Genomic DNA, 15,267 nt, shown 5'->3' with positions numbered 1-15,267 from the left:
CTCCACAGTCCGGTCGAGCCATGGCCCTATACGGGGACGTTGTCGTGGTCGGGAGTCAGCATCGCGCGAAGGTCATTTACCGCGGGACGGCTTCGCTGATCGAACGGTACAGCCCGCAACACCATGCGTCCGGTCTCCATGACGAACACGTGGCGCAGATCCGATGGCAGCGCGTCGATCGCTTCAGCGGCATGGCGCATACCGCTGTCCACGGCTCCTCGGGTGACCATGCCCAGGGCTGCATGAAGATCGGCATTAGTTCGGTAGGGGCTGTTCTCCCGGGCGGCCCAATCGGCAGTCAAGCGGAGCAGCTCCTGCCGGGCAGCTTCGGCGAGCGTCTCTTCTCCTGCTGCGGAGTGGACCCAGCTTCGGGTGAAGTGGGTGTCCGCGCTGGTCCAAACTCCCTGTGCGTCCCCTCCTGCGCCCTGGTCAGCATGACGGAGCAGCACGTGCATCGTCTCGGACGCCTCACCCGAACGGCCCAGCATGGCGAGTGCCTTGGCCTTGGCGCCCACGAGCTTCAAGCACGGGTTGGGGATCACGATGCGGTGCGCATGCTCGACGAGCCGCAACACGGTGGTCGGAGAGCGCTGCCCGTATAGGCCGCAACTGGCTTCTTCAGCGCGGATCAACACGTTCAGGCTGTCGTCGCGGGAAGCGTCGGCCGCCTGGCGAGCGGTGTGCCACCAGCGCAGAGCAGCCCCATGGTCGCCCAATCGGGTCAGCGCGTTGGCCTGGATGGATGACAGCATGGCGGCCGTGCGATGGAGCTCGCGAAGGTCCTTGGCGGTGGACGTCTCCATCTGCTGACGCAGCGCGTAAAAGTCGATCACGAGATCGGTGACCACCTGTGCCGCCGGGCGGGTTCGCAGGCCGTGCAGGTGGTCGGCGCACGCGATGTTCCAGTCTTCCGCGCTCCGTTCAGCGCCGAGCGTCCACTCGAGCATCTGCCGAACCTGTTCGGTGGATCCGAGAGCCCCCATGCCGGCGCTCGCGGCCAACTGAAGTAGCCGTCGGCGTTCCGTGGCGTCCTCCCCAGCGTCGTCACAAATGCCGGTTCCGTCCATAATAGGCGCGGAGCACGCTATGCCGAGAGGGGTACGCGATTCCGTGGCGCGAGATTCGGCAACATCTCTCTCAAAAGCCGCAATAAGCTCACCACGCGCATTCGTGGCGACATCCAGCGCCTCAACCACTCTGATGGACGGCGTTCCGCGCCCGTTTTCTAGCTTATGGACGTAGCTGCAGGAGACACCAGCGGAGGTTGCTACCGCCTGCAGCGTTCTATGGCCGCGCCGACGGCGTAGTGCCTCCCCGAACGTTTCTGCCGACATGGCGCCTCCTTCGCGTCACTGTGTTTCCTGTCTTGCACTCTGCCGGTGAAAAGGAGTGGAAGAAAGTGTCTAGCCACTCTCTGGACGTGGCCCGCGTGTACTGGCCACGCTACTACTCAACAGCGCAAACGTCATTGCGATTCACTCGGGCAGAAGGGGCGACGAAGATGACGGGTGAACCACTGGAACGACGGAAATTCGCACCGGCGGTGGAGCCGGTCCCTTCTCGAACATCTCCCACTGCCAGCGGCCAACACGGAAATTCGGCGCTCGTGTGGGAGCCCTATCAGCCGCGACCTGGCGCACGCCTCCGCATTAGGGGTACCTCATGTTGTGGCAGATATGAGTTCGGTTCCGTGGCCGGCCAGTACTTGATTCTGCGCAGCTCCGCGGCAGGGCACGAGGAGACGGGGCGCGGACGATATCGGCAAGCTCTGGCGATCTGGGATGCGCTTGTCACTTCGGATCATGCCTGTGGGGAAGGCTGAGGCGGCGATCCCCGAAGAGGCGGCCACGGCCTCGCGTCCAAAGGCTTTCCCCAAGCTGTAGGTTGATGAGCAACCCCGGTTCTCGCCTGCAGCGCCCGTCCTGGCGCATCCTGCCTGCCGGGACGGAAGGACCGTGAGGCTGCGCTCTGGGACAGCGCAGCCTCACGGTCTTTTCTGCTGTCTGCCCTCGGCCAACCGGATGACCGGTCGTAGGCCAATGGTCGGCCACCTAAGAGTGGCCGACCTGGTGGTGGTGTAACCCCAGGTCGATGCACTTGGCGGTGCCTCGGCCGCCGCCCCGACTGTGCCGGCGTATCCCAGCATTCAGAAGAGCGGGGGTGGGCTCCTTGCCTATGGATCGACCACCTGAACTTTCGATTTGCCACGACCTCATTCTGTCCACCCATTCTTCTGTATTTTTAGGAATCGGCTGCATGGTTTCCATTGTTGGATCCTCAGTTAAATGCGAATGGACTTCCAGTTTCCTGTTCAGATTAATGGTAAAGACTCGCCGAATGTCGTTGATCCGCGCCTCGTTTCGGGATTGAATTGAAGTGAACAAAGGCAGTGCGGCACAGAATGTGCCGTAGAAATGGAGGCAGGTCATGTCGTACGCGGCTTCTGGTAAGAGCGTTCCCGCCAACGTTCCCGGAGAGAGCCTCACTCCGGAAGACATGGCGCGGGTGACGGCCGAGGACTGGGCAGAGATTCGGCGGTTGTCGGGCGGCTACTGCCGCACGGTGGACGCCACCCGATCCCGTAAGCGGATGGACGGAAGCGCCACGATCGTCAAGCAAGGGCATGCCCCGTACGGCACCGACGACGTTTCGGACGACGTCACTCAGGACGCGGTGCTGCTCTTCGCCCAGCGACTCAGGGACATCTCCGCGTCGTGCCGCAGGGCCACTGAGAGCACGGCAGAGACCCCCGCCTGGGTCTACGTCCGGCGCGACGGAGGCGAAATGACGATTTCTCGTGTGACGCTACGGAGGTGGGCAGTCCGTGACGCCGCTGCAAGGAACGGTTACCGAGTGGACGTAGTTCCCAGCGAGGTCGATGCCACACCTGGTGCGCAGCTCATGCGACCGGTGCCCCGCGCGGAGAACGTCACGCGAGCGGCTACGGCGTTCTGCGCCGCCCAGAACAGCGCCATCATCTTCCGGCAGGCGTTCGGGGACGGTCAGGACTTCCCGATCCTCCAAGACGTGATGGAGATCGCGGCGCAGGCTGACGATCTGGGGCGGGCGGGCATCCTGAGCCAAGTCGCGCAGAAGCGTTACGGCGGTGCATACGGTTCCCGGCGGGCGGTGATCCGGGCACGTGACGCCGCGCGCGCGGAGTGGAAGGAACTGTCCGAGCGTATCGACGACGCGCGGGACGCGCTTACCGGCCACGAATCAACGGAGGATTAGCCGAAGAGCAGAAAGGGCCTCAGAGTATCTCTGGGGCCCTTTTTTGGTGTGGAGGAGAAGGTGTCTGATGGCGGACGGTTGGATGGACTCGGCAGCCGTATTTAAGTGCGAGCGAGAATCGCGGGTTGCCGCCGATGGTGAGCGGTGCCGCCCTTAGATTGCAGCATTAGTCGCTGCGACTACGGACGGTCGAGCCATTCCGGTCCCCGTATTTAGGTGTGAGGCAATGCGCTACCTCGCTCGCAATGCCGCGTAGTCCTGAACAACAGCAGGACTTGTCATGTCTGGGAGGATCCATGAGCACTGCGTCCGAGCTCACCAACGCCATCACGATCAGGAAGCCTGCCGATGCGGTCGCCATCGTCCCGTATCTGCTGGGGTACCACCCGCAACTGAGTCTGGTGGTGCTGGCCATCGATGACGCCCGGGTGAGGGGCACCATGCGCCTGGACCTCGCCCTGGACGCAGCCAAGATGGCGGAGCGCATCCAGCTCCTGACCGACGTGCTGGCCGGTAACCACATTCATCAGGCGCTGCTCATCGGCTACGGAAACGGTTCCCTGGTCACACCGGCTGTGGACGCCGCCATGGAAGCTCTTCGCGAAGCCGGGATCAGCATCAGCGAGGCCCTGAGAGTCGATGACGGCCGCTATTGGTCTTACGTCTGCACGGACGCCACGTGCTGCCCTCCAGAAGGAGTCCCATTCGACCTCAGCGGCAGCGCTCCTGCCGCTGCCGCCGTGGTGGCGGGTATGCGGGTGCTTCCGGACCGGGAGTCCTTGGCCGCGACCCTCGATCCGCCCGCCGACTTCGATCGGGACAGCGCCCGGCGTGCCATGCGCGAGGTGTGCGACCAGGCCAGGCAGGCGTGTAAGGACAGTTCGGACTGGTTCCGGGACGGCGTGCAAAGCATCGTCACTGCCTTGGATCGCGTCCAGGCCGGAGAAGCCTTGGCCACCGAGACGGCCTCCTGGCTCGGCGTTCACCTGACCGCGAAGCCCGTTCGCGACATGGCCATGACGTACATACGCCAATACGGCCCAGAGACACACGTGCGTCTGTGGACCGAGGTGATCCGCAAGGTTCCGCCCGAGTTCGCGGCCGCCCCCGCGACCCTGCTGGCATTCGCCGCGATGTGCAGGCGAGACGGATCGCTGGCGAACATCGCTCTGGAGCGAGCGTTGTCGGCCAGTTCTCGCTACACCCTCGCGCTCCTGCTGCTGGAGGGGCTCAGGGTGGGACTTCCGCCGTCGAAGGTCTTCGCGCGCGACTGGAGCGAGCTGGCCAACGACATCATCGCGCAGGTACGGGAGTGCCCCTCTGCTGCTTGGCCACTGCTTCCCCAGGGCTGGTGATCATCCTGGCCTGCTGGCGTCGCTGTGTACACGGATGACGCTCCTCTGACCCCGCGCCCGCGATGCCGCCGCCGTGCCATTGATCGGCGCGGCGGCGGGCGCCTCCCGCGACTCAACGGCACCGCCTCAAGTCAGCAACGCGAAGGGATTTCGATGGACAACGGCAAGGTGAACGATCTCGTGCCCGAGATCGCCACGCACCTGGACGGCTTCATCACCCAGACCCTATGGGGGACGTCTTACCTGCTGGGACCGGACGGCGCACGCCTCGCCGTACACCCGCTGATGGGGCGGACGGAATGGGTCGTGGTGACCGGGGTCTACCCCGAGGAATCGCCAGACCTGCGACGCCACTCGATCATCGTGGCGGCCACACGCGGCCCGAGGCACGTCGCGAAGAAGATCACGCGACGGCTCCTGCCCAAGTACCTGCGCGACCTCAAGCAGCAGCAGGCCAAGGCCGCCGCCTGCACCGAGCAGGCCGACCTGGTGGGAACCCTGGCCACCTTCCTGCCGGGCAACACCATCACCGCGGGCGAGCAGGCAGTCGTCATCCGGTGGCGACTCGGCTCCATGTTCGGGGTCTTCGAGGTCCGTGACCACGTCACCAGCATCGAGATCAGCAACGCCGACCGCGAGCTCGCTGAACGAGTCGCATACGCGATCAACCACCGCTCGACGTGAACGCGCCGAACACCCCGCCAGGCACCGGTTCCGACCGGTGCCTTTCTCATTTCAACCGTTCGACGGAGAAGGAAGCACACCATGTCCCGTGAGTCCCTGGAATGGCTGAACACCAACACGCTGATCGGCCACACTGACAAGCGCGGCACCGCCTGGCACTACCGGGGAAAGCTGCAAGCGGAGGAGCCCAACCACTACCCGGGCCCGATCCCGGTCGACGATGTCAAACGACGCCTGTTCGGCTGGCAGGCCGTGTCGAGCGCGGTGTACGTGGAGGACCCGCGCGGAGGGCTCGCCCAGGTCCCCGGTCGGCAGGCGATCCTGCGCAGCGACAACGGCCACGTCATGGGCATCTTCTCCGACGGCTACGAGCCACACCCCTACGTGGAATGGCTCGTCGGCAACATCTCCCGCCTCCTGGACTCCGACCTGTCGATCGGATCGGCGGGGCTGCTGAAGGGCGGCGCGGTCGCCTGGGTGTCGGTGGAGGTCCCCGACAACATCCACACCCCTGAGGGAGTGGAGTTCCGCCCGCACCTGTTCGCCGCGACCTCCTTCGACGGCTCCCTGGCCACCACCTTCAAGCGCGCAATCACCAACATCGTGTGCGACAACACGATGGCTGCCGCCCTCGCCGAACGCGGTCAGCAGGTCAAGATCAAGCATTCGCGACACTCGAAGTTCCGGCTCACCGAGGCCCGAGAAGCGCTGAACATCGTCTACACCCTGGCCGATGCGTTCTCCCAGGCCGTAGGAGACCTCTGCCGGGTTCCGGTGAGCCGTCGGCAGTGGAATGCCTTCCTGGACGAACATGCCCCGATGCCGGGCACGCCAGGGCGCAGCCGGACCATGGCCGAGAACAAGCGGGACGCCCTGAGCAGGCTCTGGAACCACGACCTCCGGGTCTCGCCCTGGAGGGGGACGGCATGGGGCGTGGTCCAGGCGATCAACACGTACACCCATCACGAGCAGCACGTGCGCGGCGCCGACCGGGTAGAGCGCAACATGCTGCGCGCGGTCACCGGCGGCGTCGACGACCTCGACCGCGACACTTTGCGCACCCTGTCCACGGTGCTGGATCGACCGCTCGCCTTCGCACGCTGAAGCAACTGACCTGGTACGGCTCCCGCCCTCCTCCGAGGGCGGGAGCCGTTTCGATCGGAAGGAGCAAACACCGTGTTGCAGATACGCGGACGAAGCCGTTTCGCTCATGCCCGGCGCAACAGGCCGCGCCCACGAGAGCGACGACTGCGAAGCACGGAACTGCGCGCGATCCGCACCTGGTCGGGTCCCGACGCCGCGATCACGGCGTCTCCGCACCCACCCGTACGCTGACAGCACGCCTTGTGCCTCATGCCGCACCGCCGGAAAGCTTCTGCGACTTCTGATCCAGCACCGGGCCGTATCTGAAACCCTGGTGTGGCGGAGCACGCCGCGAGTGAGCTGGCCGGAGGCGACATGAACGAGGCGACCGCGCATCTGCTGTTCGACGTGGTGGAGCGCTTGGAGAAGAACATCCTGGCCCGGGAGTGCCCGGCCATGGTCGCCATAGACGGCACGGACAAGCTCCTGCTGAGCGATTACGACTACCTGCGCGACACCGACACGGCGGTGGCGTTCGAGATGAAGGCCGCGGAGAAGGTGCTGCAGCTCGATGCTGCCCGGTGGGTGCTGGCCGTGCCACAGGTGTGGTTGTTCAAGCCGCCGAGCACGATCGCGGTCCGGGCCGTCTCCAACCATCCCCTTCGAGAGGGGGAACAGGAGGCCATCACCTGGATGAGCTTCGATCACGAAGAGGGAATCGACTACGGGCGGGTGGCGTACGTGCGGCGCCCGAGCGGAGAGCCGGTGTTCGAAGATCCAGAGGTCTTCGACGTGGGCGTCAGGCCGGCGAAGGCCATGCCGGGGTTCGTTCTGCTGCAACGGTCTCTGGGCGAAGAGTGAGGGCCGGTTCTGGGAACCGGCCCTCGACCGACTTCACATCTGTGAACAAAGGCAGATCGAGGTCAGTCGCCGCGAGCTTACCGTCTGTTACGGGGTTCCCGGCATCTACCGCGACCCATGAGGGACGCCCCGGATTCACGAGACCGGTCGGATGACGCCGATGAATTCACCTTCGCGGTAAGGATCGCCAACCCAGGTGTCCGTGCGTACGGTGCTGCCGGTCGAGGGTGCATGCACCATCCGGCTGGCGTCGACTGCGATGCCGACGTGGTGAATCGTCGCCGGGCGGGCCGGATCGCGAGCGAAGAAGATCAAGTCTCCTGGACGGATCTGGTCTCGTGGAACGTGAACACCTGCGTTCCACTGCGTGGACGTGTGCCCGCCGATGCGGGCACCGGCCTTGGCCCATGCGTACTCGGCCAGGCCGGAGCAGTCGAACCCGCGGATGTGGGCGCCGTGTTCGATGCCGAAGCCGGGGCCGTCGGGGCCGCCGCCGCCCCAGGAGTACGGGACGCCACGCATGAGCAGGGCCGCCTGAGCGGCGATCAGACCACGTTCCGGTCCGGCAAGCCCTTCAACAGGTATCACGTCGGGGAACTGCCCGCACAGCGTCGCCGAGGCGGAGGCGGGTCGTTGTGTCTGACACATCGCAGAGGTCGTTGTCGCCGTGAGGCTCGCCCCGCCCACGAGTCCTGCGAGAAGTACGACACCGCCCATCAGGCCGGCGGCTGTGGCGAAGATCGGCGCCAATCCGGTTTCCAGGATCAACGGCGTGGTTCCTGCTGGCGCCAATGGTCGCCGAGTTCGGCCAGGCTCAGTCGCTGGTCTCGGCGGTCGTGTGGGAGCCAGACGGGACCGTGCGGGCCGGGGCCTGCGACGGCGGTGGCGCATGGCACCGCCGTCTGGATGGCACGAAGGCGAAGGCGTTCCTGCAAGTTGCCCTCTCTGCGTGACGAGTTCGTCAGGAACAGGACGGGTGTGATGATGCCGGTGGCTGCGGTAAGCGCGGCATAGCCGTCCAATTTGGCCACGACCCGGCCGATGGTCTCGCTGCCGGTGTCGTATTCGAGGAAGAAGTCCACCGTTCGGCCGTTCTCGGTCCAACGGCCATAGGCGTCGGGGCGGACATGCGTCCCCCACTGAGCGGCGCAGCGCCTCTCTGACCACCAGGTGTGCAGGTGGCATCCGCTGCTCCTGCGGGCGGTCCCGTACAGATGGGCGAATACGTCGTTGGTGCCGACCGTGTGGGCGAGACGCTGGCTGTAGGCGATGGACAGGACACGGTCGCGGCGATAGCCGAACTCGGCCAGCTCGGTGCCGTCTTCGGCGGACAGGACGGCGGCTCCGGACTCGCCGAGCACATAGTGCCAGGGGGCGGAGCCTGTGGGTGGCTTTGGGCGGAAGCGGTGCAGGACGCCGAGGTGATGCAGCTTGACCAGGCGGTGCCGCGCCGTGGTCGCGTCGTTGAAGGCGATGCGGGTTATCTGGTGGCTGGTCAGGACCTTGTGTGTCCAGATCAGGCGGAGCAGGTGCCGGTCGCGGCTGGTGAGCTGGGTGGCGAGTGAGGCCATGACGGTGGGCGTGTAGTGCTCGTTCATCCTTGGAGATCCCCTTCGGTGCTGGGTTGCTGTCGCGGGTCGTCCTGCGGCAGGGCTTGAGGGCGGGCTGGGGCACGGCCGTGGGCTTGGGCAGCGGCAGCCCGGATGCGCTGAGCGAGGTCGGGGTCCGAAGCCGGGAGGGGACGGGTGCGCAGGGTGAAGGGCGGGGCTTCGGCGGAGCGGACGACGAGGCGGGCGGCGGCTTGGTAGGCGCCGAGGTGGGCCAGGTCGTGGCGCGTGAGGTAGGGGCTGAAGTGATGCTCGGTGTCGCGGGCGTCTTCAGGTGACAGGCTGAAATAGATCTTGTTGCGGGCATCCGAGCTGACGGCCTGGATGAGGTCGCGGGGGAGTTGGGCGAGGTGCTGGTGGGCGAGCACGATCGACAAGCCGTAGGCACGGGCTTCGGCGAGCATGTCGGACAGGGCGCGGGGGAGATTGAGGAAGTTCTGAGTCTCGTCTACGTACAGGGCGGAAGGGGCGCGGCTGCGGCCGAGGCGGGCGCGGTGGGAGGCGGCTTGCCAGACCTGGGCGAGCAGGAGCGAGCCGAGCAATCGGACGGTGTCGTCGCCGAGCACCCCTTTGGGCAGGCGAGCGAGCAGGATCTTGCCGTCCAGGACGTCGCCGACGTCGAAGGTGGATTGGGCGGAGCCAAGGATGTCGCGGACGAACGGGCGAAGCAGGAACGCGCGGAGCTTGTTCATGATGGGCGCGGTCACGTGAGACTGCGCCTGCTCCGACAGACGCTCGTACCAGGTCCAGAAACCCGCCAGGAACGGGTCGTTCAGGCGGCTGGTGAGCTGATGGCGGTAGGCGGGATCGGTGAGCAGGGACGGAATGTCGGCAAGGGTTCCGCCGCTGCGCGACAGAGTGAGGGCGCAGCCACGCAGAATGTCGTCACTGCGCGGTCCCCACGAGTCGGCGTAGATCTTGTGGAAGATGCCGACCAGGTTGTCTACCAGCGTGTCTTGGTTCGGACCGTTGAGGACATTGAGCGCAGGCCGAGAGTGGGGATCGTCGGGGTCGATGAGCGCGAGGCGTTGCCCGGCTGCTTCGGGGACGAGGCCGAGTAGGTCGGCGACCAGGTCGCCTTTGGCGTCGATGACGGCGACGCCGCGTCCGGCCCGGATGTCCGAGAGGATCATCTGGGCGAGCAAGGTGCTCTTGCCGGTCCCGTTCGGGCCGAGGATGTGCAGATGGTGGCAGGAGTCCGGTACGCGGAGCGCGACCGGCCGCTGGTGGCCCGCGTCTGCGGTACCGAGCACCTTGCCGCTCTGGGCGACCTGCGGCGTGGGAGCGACCGTGTTCGCGCCTGCTCGACGCATCCCCGGGACGGCGGGATCGGTCGGCAGGTGCGCGAGCGAGGCAAGCTCGGAGACCGACAGGAGGAAGCCTCGGCAAAGACGGCGAAACGCCAGTGCCGACGCCGGCCGGAACAGCCGGCGCCGTTCCAGCCTGTTGTGCCCGGAGTACAGCGCGAAGGCGGCGGCAACCGCATGCGCCCGGCCTCGGATAGCGCGGTGGCGCAGCCTGGGCACGCCGCCGTCGTCCGCCTGGACGGCGTAGCGGATGGCCACTTCATAGCGCGGTTGCAGGGCTTTGTCCCGGATGGCGCGGGCCTCGGCATAGTGCTCCAGCCGCAGGGCGTGATCCACTTCCCGATGCTGGTGGGAGGGGCCCGGGATGGCGAGATCGAGGATGGCGCGCAGCGACGCGACAAGAATGCCGCCCGAGCGCGAGAGACGACGACCAGTGGCGGGACGGGCGAGGACCTGTACTGCGGTGTGTTGCCAGGCTGGCATGCCCACTCCTGCACCGAGCAGCGCTCGAAGGGGGTCCTGATCGTGGTCGCTCCGGATCGGCAGCCGCTCCTCGCGCGCGATCACGAACTGCCCGCCGGTCGCTTGCCCTGTCAGCGGCACCGGCGGGGCCGCTTCCACAACCGTGGTGCGCGCCGAGGGCCAGGCGGCCTCGACCGCGTGGTCAACGAGGTGCTGAGGGACGGTGCCCGGAACCCACATGAGGATTCGCACCCCACCGGCGCCGAAGTGGTACTCGAAGGCCAGGTGCGGCTGACCGAAGAGGACACGCTTCCACGCCGGACGGAGCAGCCCGAGCAGGTTGCCCCACAACGCCTCGGCACCGGGAAGCTCCGCGACCGGCGGGGCCAAAATCTCCAAGCAGCGAGCCCCACGAGTCGCAGCGCGATGGCGCAGCCTCAAGAGCAGAAGACGGCCGAGGCCCGCCACGAGGACCCCGGGTGGCAGCGCGACAACGACCTTCCAGCCGTGACCGTGCAGCCACTCTCGTACGAAGGCGAGCAGGACGTCCGGGTCGTAGAAGAGATGGTCGAGAAGCGTCACAGCTCCTCCTCGTACTGGGCGAGTTCTTGGGGGGAGGAGGTCACGAGGCGGTGTTCGGCGGTGCTGGCCAGGACGTGGAAGGCGACTCGGGAGGAGCCGGAGTCGGCGGCCAGGAGGCCGGTGCCGCGTTCGGCGGACAGGAGGAGCTGACGTTCGCCCTCCGACAGGTTGAAGGCGTCGGTGACCGCATCGATGGCCTGGGGCGCCTGGCGTAGCAGAATCTGCGTGGAGGAGTTGGCGATGATCGCCTGCCCGGCCGGCGACCCCAGCAGGTCGGCGGCATCCTGAGTGACGACCGATAGCCCCGCCCAGTGCTTGCGAGCCGCCTTCGCCATTCTGAGCAGAAACTTCGCCCCTTCCTGGTCCTTCATGAGCAGCCACGCCTCATCGACCACGACGAGCCGTGGACGCCGCCGGTCCGGGTTGGACACCCGCCGCCAGACGGCGTCCAAGGTGAGCAGCGTGCCGACGGCCTTCAACTCCTCGGGCAGGTCACGCAGGGAGAACACGATCAGGTGAGCGTCGGGCCGCGTGGTGGTGGGCCCGTCGAAGAGCCGGCGATGGCTGCCCGTCACGTACGGTGCGAGCCCGGCGGCTATGTCAGAGCCATCTTCGGTAAGAGCGGTTACCAGATCGCGCATCAATGGCGGAGGCCGATCCCAGGTGTCCGGATCGAAGGTGATCCCGGCCTGCTTGTAGGCGGCGAGGATGGCTCGATCCAGCGCGGCCTTGCCCGCCTTGTCGAGCGGTTCGCCGAGCATGACCGCGATAAGCGTGTGCAGGAACAGCACCCGGCGGGTCAGCGCATCGCGTCCGTCGGCGGGCAGATCGAAGGGGTTGAGCCGGACGTCCGGCGCGCCGAGATGGAGATAGGCGCCGCCGACCGCCTCACACAGCCGGGCGTACTCGTCCTCGGGGTCGATCACCGCGACCTCGACTCCGGTGTACAGCGAGCGCAGCGCCTCCAGCTTGGCCAGGTACGACTTGCCGGCCCCGCTGCTGGCGATGATCACCGAGTTGTGGTTGGGCTGGGCGAACCGATCCCAGGTCACCAGAGAGGCGCTGGCTGCGTTCGCCCCGTACAGCACGGCGGTCGGCCCCGTCGCGGCGGTCAGGTCCGGGCTGGTGAAGGGAAACGCGGCGGCCAGGGCCAGGGTGTCGAACGTACGAGTGGCTTCAAGGTTGTCGAAGGCAACCGGCAGGGAGGAAACCCAGCCTTGCAGCTGGCGGAAGGCGACCTGGCGGGCGTCCAGGAGCAGGGAAGCGGCCAAGGCACGAACCTGGGCACACGCCTCGTCCAGCTCGTTCTGCGTGGTGGCATGGACGGTCAGATAGATCGAGACGCGGAACAAGCGAGCCTGGCCACGCGCGATCCGGGACGCGAGCTCCTGGGCGTCCTCGGCGGCCACCTCGGCGCTCGGATCGAGGAGACGCCCATGCTGTTGATCGCTGCGCAACCCGGACTCGAGCCGAGCCTGTTGCCTGCGCAGCCGATCGGCGGCCACCAGGGACGGGATCGGATCGATATGGAGCGACACGTCCAGACGACCGGGATAGGTGAGTAGCGGCTCCAGCCATCCTGGGGCGACCTCACGCGGATACCCACTGATGGCCAGGGTCGTGCACAGCCCATCGCCGACTCGCAGGTGGGATGGCCGGACGAGGATCGCGTCCGGCCCGAGCCCATCGGGTGCCGGCTTCGCTCGTCGGAGTTTCACTGATGCTCTCCCCTCGTGACGACCTCGCCGGGATCGGCGAGCTGGCCGATGCTCAAGGGCGGCGCCGCCGGGTCGAAGCAGGACGCAAGTACAGCGCTGGTGGCGTCATCGTTCAGCAGCTTCACCGTGACGCCGCATGCCGGGAGCAGCCGCGTCGCCTCCTCCACCCGTCGCAGCGCTCGCGCCGCTGCGGCTTCCTGGCCGCCGCCGGTGGGTTCACGGACGACGAGCAGGACCTGACGGCGCAGTAGGTCATGCTGGGCGGACAGCTCGGCGAGGAACGCGGCATGCTCGTGCGCGGCGGCTGTCAGCGCCGGATGGGCGAGAGCGCCGGCGTCCTCCACCAGTTGGTTGATCGTCGGGGCGAGGTCTACTCGCTGAGCACGTACCAGGATCTGCGCCGGGCCGGACAGCGAGTTGAGCCAGCGCCCGAACGTCGCGACCAGCGCGTCCTGCTCTTCGGGCGTGCGCAGCGCGAAACTGACCGTGGACACCTCCGCCACCGCGGCGACGCCGTCCGGACCAAGATCGATCAATCCGTCGCCGAGCACGCCCCGCGCGGGCAGCCGCAGCGGCGCAGGCCGGGCGCTGGATCGGACGGCCATCCAGGCCGGAGCCGCAGGCGCTTGCTCCGGTGAGTGGGCCAGGCCCTTCGGCGAGATCAAGTGGCGCAGGGCGGCCAGCAGGTATCGATCCAGCGGGACGCCGTCACGCCGCCCCATTGCGAGCAGCAGCCCGGCCACCGCGATCGGCAACGACCCGGCTGCGAACATCAGCAGGTCGATATGGTCGCCGGCTATCACATACACGCCGTAGAGCAAGGCCGCGGTGCCGCCGAGGATGGCGACCTGACGTGCGGTGCATGGGCCGACGATTCGGTCGTCTTTTTCTACATCGGCGGGAATCCGCACTGACCAGCTCACTTGCGCTCACCTCCTGTTTGAGGTCGGGTACGCCGCTCTGGGCTTGTGGGGTAGACGGGCGGTAGGAACGTGGCAGGAGGAACTGACTGGCGGGTGGTCCGCGAAGGAGGTGCCTGGCCAGGTCCTGTAGGCCCGATGAAGAGCGGAGGTTGTTGCCACTGGGGCTGGGGCACAGGGCCCCTGTTCACGACCTGGACCGGTGGAGGGGGCGATGTAGGGTTCCGATGGCTGCTTGGGCGGCGAGAAGCGGCCGGTGACTGGTGGCCCTGGCCCGGTCCTCCGCGGGGAGCCGGTCCGACGGGTGGCCGAGGATTGCCTGAACCGGCCGGGCCTCTTGGCCCAGGCCGTCCGGGCGGGCGGCCAGGGGGCAGTGCTCTGCCTTGCACTGCACGGGTCCGCGCGCCGGTTGAGGCGCGGACGCCCCGGCCCAGGTGCAGAGCGTTCAGTACAGGTGAGGTGAGCTTGTAGGCCAGGGCGTACTTGATGATGCGCGTGATCGTCGAGCTGCCCCCGGCCGTTCTGGCGAAGATCGGGCGCATGATCCAGCGGGGGATGCGGACCAGGATGATCAACAGGCAGAGGGCGAGGACCAGGTTGATGAGCTGGCCGGACGGTATGAGTCCGAGTATCAGCCGGCCGTCCTGGTTGAAGAAGATCCGTACCATCATCACCAAGGTCAGCGACTGGGCCACCTGTGTGATCAGCAGCCCCGTGAAAGCGCGCCACCAGAAGCGGGCCAGCCCATCGGTGTAGGGGAGCGCCAGACAGGCCAGAGCGAGCGGTGCGGCCACGACCAGCAGCAGCACCATCGCGGCCCGCATCACGAAAGCGATCAGCAGCAGGACCATCAAGATGACCGCGACCAGAGCGAGCAAGATGTAGAAGCTCTCGTCCTGCGCCGGCGGCAGGATCATGGACCGTAGTGTCGTCAACGCGCGCCGGCCGTCGAAGTCCTGTCCGAGCAGTGCCTGTGAGAGCGCGTTGGCAAGCTCGATGACTTTGCCGCAGATGGTGAAGCTCGTGTTGGCGGCAAGGGCGGCAACCAGGAGGCGGGGCAGGACCTCCTTGACCGCGTATCGGGTTTGAACCGTCTCGTGGCCCATTGCCGCGATGGCACCGAGGGTGGCCAGCAGGACGAAGCCGCTGTTGGCAATCACGGTGCTGGCCTGCCACAGGTCGAAGACCCTGGCGTTGCCGGTTACGTCCGGGGTGGCAAGCAGGGTCACCGAGAGGACCTTCAGCATGGGCTCGATCGCCAGGGCCACGAGGTTGGAGAACCACGAGTTGATCCAGCCCGCGATCCAATCCCCGATGCCGAATCCGAGCCCCGGAGTCTCGACCGTGACGTCCGCCGGCGACGGAGACGGAGACGGAGATGGCGTGGCGGCAGCGGCGGCAGTCGTCGTGGCAAGACAGACGGCAGCGGCGGCAGAGGCCAGCAGCACCATGCG

At 66.9% G+C, this 15,267-nt stretch carries 12 protein-coding genes and 1 pseudogene; 5 read left to right on the top strand and 8 right to left on the bottom strand.

The window, feature by feature from the left end:
• Positions 1-26: 26 nt before the first annotated feature.
• Positions 27-947: a hypothetical protein gene (locus ACBJ32_RS36365; RefSeq protein ID WP_375130640.1), complete on the bottom strand. Its 921-nt coding sequence runs from the start codon at positions 945-947 to the stop codon at positions 27-29.
• A 207-nt stretch (positions 948-1,154) separates the two neighbouring features.
• A pseudogene (locus tag ACBJ32_RS36360) lies at positions 1,155-1,334 on the bottom strand (helix-turn-helix domain-containing protein); the annotation flags it as partial.
• Between the two features lie 1,093 nt (positions 1,335-2,427).
• On the opposite strand from ACBJ32_RS36360, the gene ACBJ32_RS36355 reads away from it, so the two are divergent.
• The 5 genes from ACBJ32_RS36355 (at position 2,428) to ACBJ32_RS36335 (ending at position 7,217) form a co-directional block, all read left to right on the top strand.
• Entirely contained in the window at positions 2,428-3,234 is an 807-nt protein-coding gene (locus tag ACBJ32_RS36355) for a hypothetical protein (protein WP_375130590.1), read from the top strand.
• A gap of 296 nt (positions 3,235-3,530) precedes the next feature.
• The gene (locus ACBJ32_RS36350) at positions 3,531-4,589 is read left to right on the top strand and encodes a DUF4192 domain-containing protein (protein ID WP_375130589.1); all 1,059 of its coding nucleotides are present in this window, start codon (positions 3,531-3,533) and stop codon (positions 4,587-4,589) included.
• A 153-nt stretch (positions 4,590-4,742) separates the two neighbouring features.
• On the top strand, positions 4,743-5,273 hold the full coding sequence (locus tag ACBJ32_RS36345) for a hypothetical protein (RefSeq protein ID WP_375130588.1): 531 nt from the start codon (positions 4,743-4,745) through the stop codon (positions 5,271-5,273).
• A gap of 81 nt (positions 5,274-5,354) precedes the next feature.
• Complete coding sequence (locus ACBJ32_RS36340) at positions 5,355-6,377, top strand: DUF932 domain-containing protein (protein ID WP_375130587.1); 1,023 nt, start codon at positions 5,355-5,357, stop codon at positions 6,375-6,377.
• Between the two features lie 354 nt (positions 6,378-6,731).
• Positions 6,732-7,217 (top strand): hypothetical protein, encoded by a 486-nt coding sequence (locus ACBJ32_RS36335; protein ID WP_375130586.1) that lies wholly within the window; start codon positions 6,732-6,734, stop codon positions 7,215-7,217.
• A gap of 135 nt (positions 7,218-7,352) precedes the next feature.
• Here the strand turns inward: ACBJ32_RS36335 and ACBJ32_RS36330 are convergent, their stop codons facing one another.
• Genes ACBJ32_RS36330 through ACBJ32_RS36305 form a run of 6 tightly spaced genes read right to left on the bottom strand, consistent with a single transcriptional unit; the run spans position 7,353 to position 15,264 of the window.
• Positions 7,353-7,985 (bottom strand): C40 family peptidase, encoded by a 633-nt coding sequence (locus tag ACBJ32_RS36330; protein ID WP_375130585.1) that lies wholly within the window; start codon positions 7,983-7,985, stop codon positions 7,353-7,355.
• Positions 7,982-8,815, bottom strand: a complete 834-nt coding sequence (locus ACBJ32_RS36325; RefSeq protein ID WP_375130584.1) for a replication-relaxation family protein — start codon at positions 8,813-8,815, stop codon at positions 7,982-7,984. Before ACBJ32_RS36325 ends, ACBJ32_RS36330 begins: the two co-directional genes overlap by 4 nt.
• Positions 8,812-11,175 (bottom strand): type IV secretory system conjugative DNA transfer family protein, encoded by a 2,364-nt coding sequence (locus ACBJ32_RS36320; RefSeq protein ID WP_375130583.1) that lies wholly within the window; start codon positions 11,173-11,175, stop codon positions 8,812-8,814. Before ACBJ32_RS36320 ends, ACBJ32_RS36325 begins: the two co-directional genes overlap by 4 nt.
• On the bottom strand, positions 11,172-12,893 hold the full coding sequence (locus tag ACBJ32_RS36315) for a VirB4 family type IV secretion system protein (RefSeq protein WP_375130582.1): 1,722 nt from the start codon (positions 12,891-12,893) through the stop codon (positions 11,172-11,174). The genes ACBJ32_RS36320 and ACBJ32_RS36315 overlap by 4 nt, the downstream gene beginning before the upstream one ends.
• Positions 12,890-13,816 (bottom strand): PrgI family protein, encoded by a 927-nt coding sequence (locus ACBJ32_RS36310; RefSeq protein WP_375130581.1) that lies wholly within the window; start codon positions 13,814-13,816, stop codon positions 12,890-12,892. Before ACBJ32_RS36310 ends, ACBJ32_RS36315 begins: the two co-directional genes overlap by 4 nt.
• Positions 13,813-15,264, bottom strand: a complete 1,452-nt coding sequence (locus ACBJ32_RS36305) for a conjugal transfer protein TrbL family protein (RefSeq protein WP_375130580.1) — start codon at positions 15,262-15,264, stop codon at positions 13,813-13,815. Before ACBJ32_RS36305 ends, ACBJ32_RS36310 begins: the two co-directional genes overlap by 4 nt.
• Between the last annotated feature and the right edge of the window lie 3 nt (positions 15,265-15,267).

It is taken from the genome of Nonomuraea sp. GTA35 (assembly GCF_041950525.1).
Lineage (GTDB): Bacteria > Actinomycetota > Actinomycetes > Streptosporangiales > Streptosporangiaceae > Nonomuraea.
This window is presented reverse-complemented; position numbering and strand designations above follow the sequence as displayed.

Excerpts from the sequence above, each read along its gene's own strand:
- ACBJ32_RS36365 (WP_375130640.1), bottom strand. The coding sequence starts at position 947 with ATGCTCGAGTGGACGCTCGGCGCTGAACGGAGCGCGGAAGACTGGAAC.
- ACBJ32_RS36355 (WP_375130590.1), top strand. The coding sequence starts at position 2,428 with ATGTCGTACGCGGCTTCTGGTAAGAGCGTTCCCGCCAACGTTCCCGGA.
- ACBJ32_RS36350 (WP_375130589.1), top strand. The coding sequence starts at position 3,531 with ATGAGCACTGCGTCCGAGCTCACCAACGCCATCACGATCAGGAAGCCT.
- ACBJ32_RS36345 (WP_375130588.1), top strand. The coding sequence starts at position 4,743 with ATGGACAACGGCAAGGTGAACGATCTCGTGCCCGAGATCGCCACGCAC.
- ACBJ32_RS36340 (WP_375130587.1), top strand. The coding sequence starts at position 5,355 with ATGTCCCGTGAGTCCCTGGAATGGCTGAACACCAACACGCTGATCGGC.
- ACBJ32_RS36335 (WP_375130586.1), top strand. The coding sequence starts at position 6,732 with ATGAACGAGGCGACCGCGCATCTGCTGTTCGACGTGGTGGAGCGCTTG.
- ACBJ32_RS36325 (WP_375130584.1), bottom strand. The coding sequence starts at position 8,815 with ATGAACGAGCACTACACGCCCACCGTCATGGCCTCACTCGCCACCCAG.
- ACBJ32_RS36305 (WP_375130580.1), bottom strand. The coding sequence starts at position 15,264 with ATGGTGCTGCTGGCCTCTGCCGCCGCTGCCGTCTGTCTTGCCACGACG.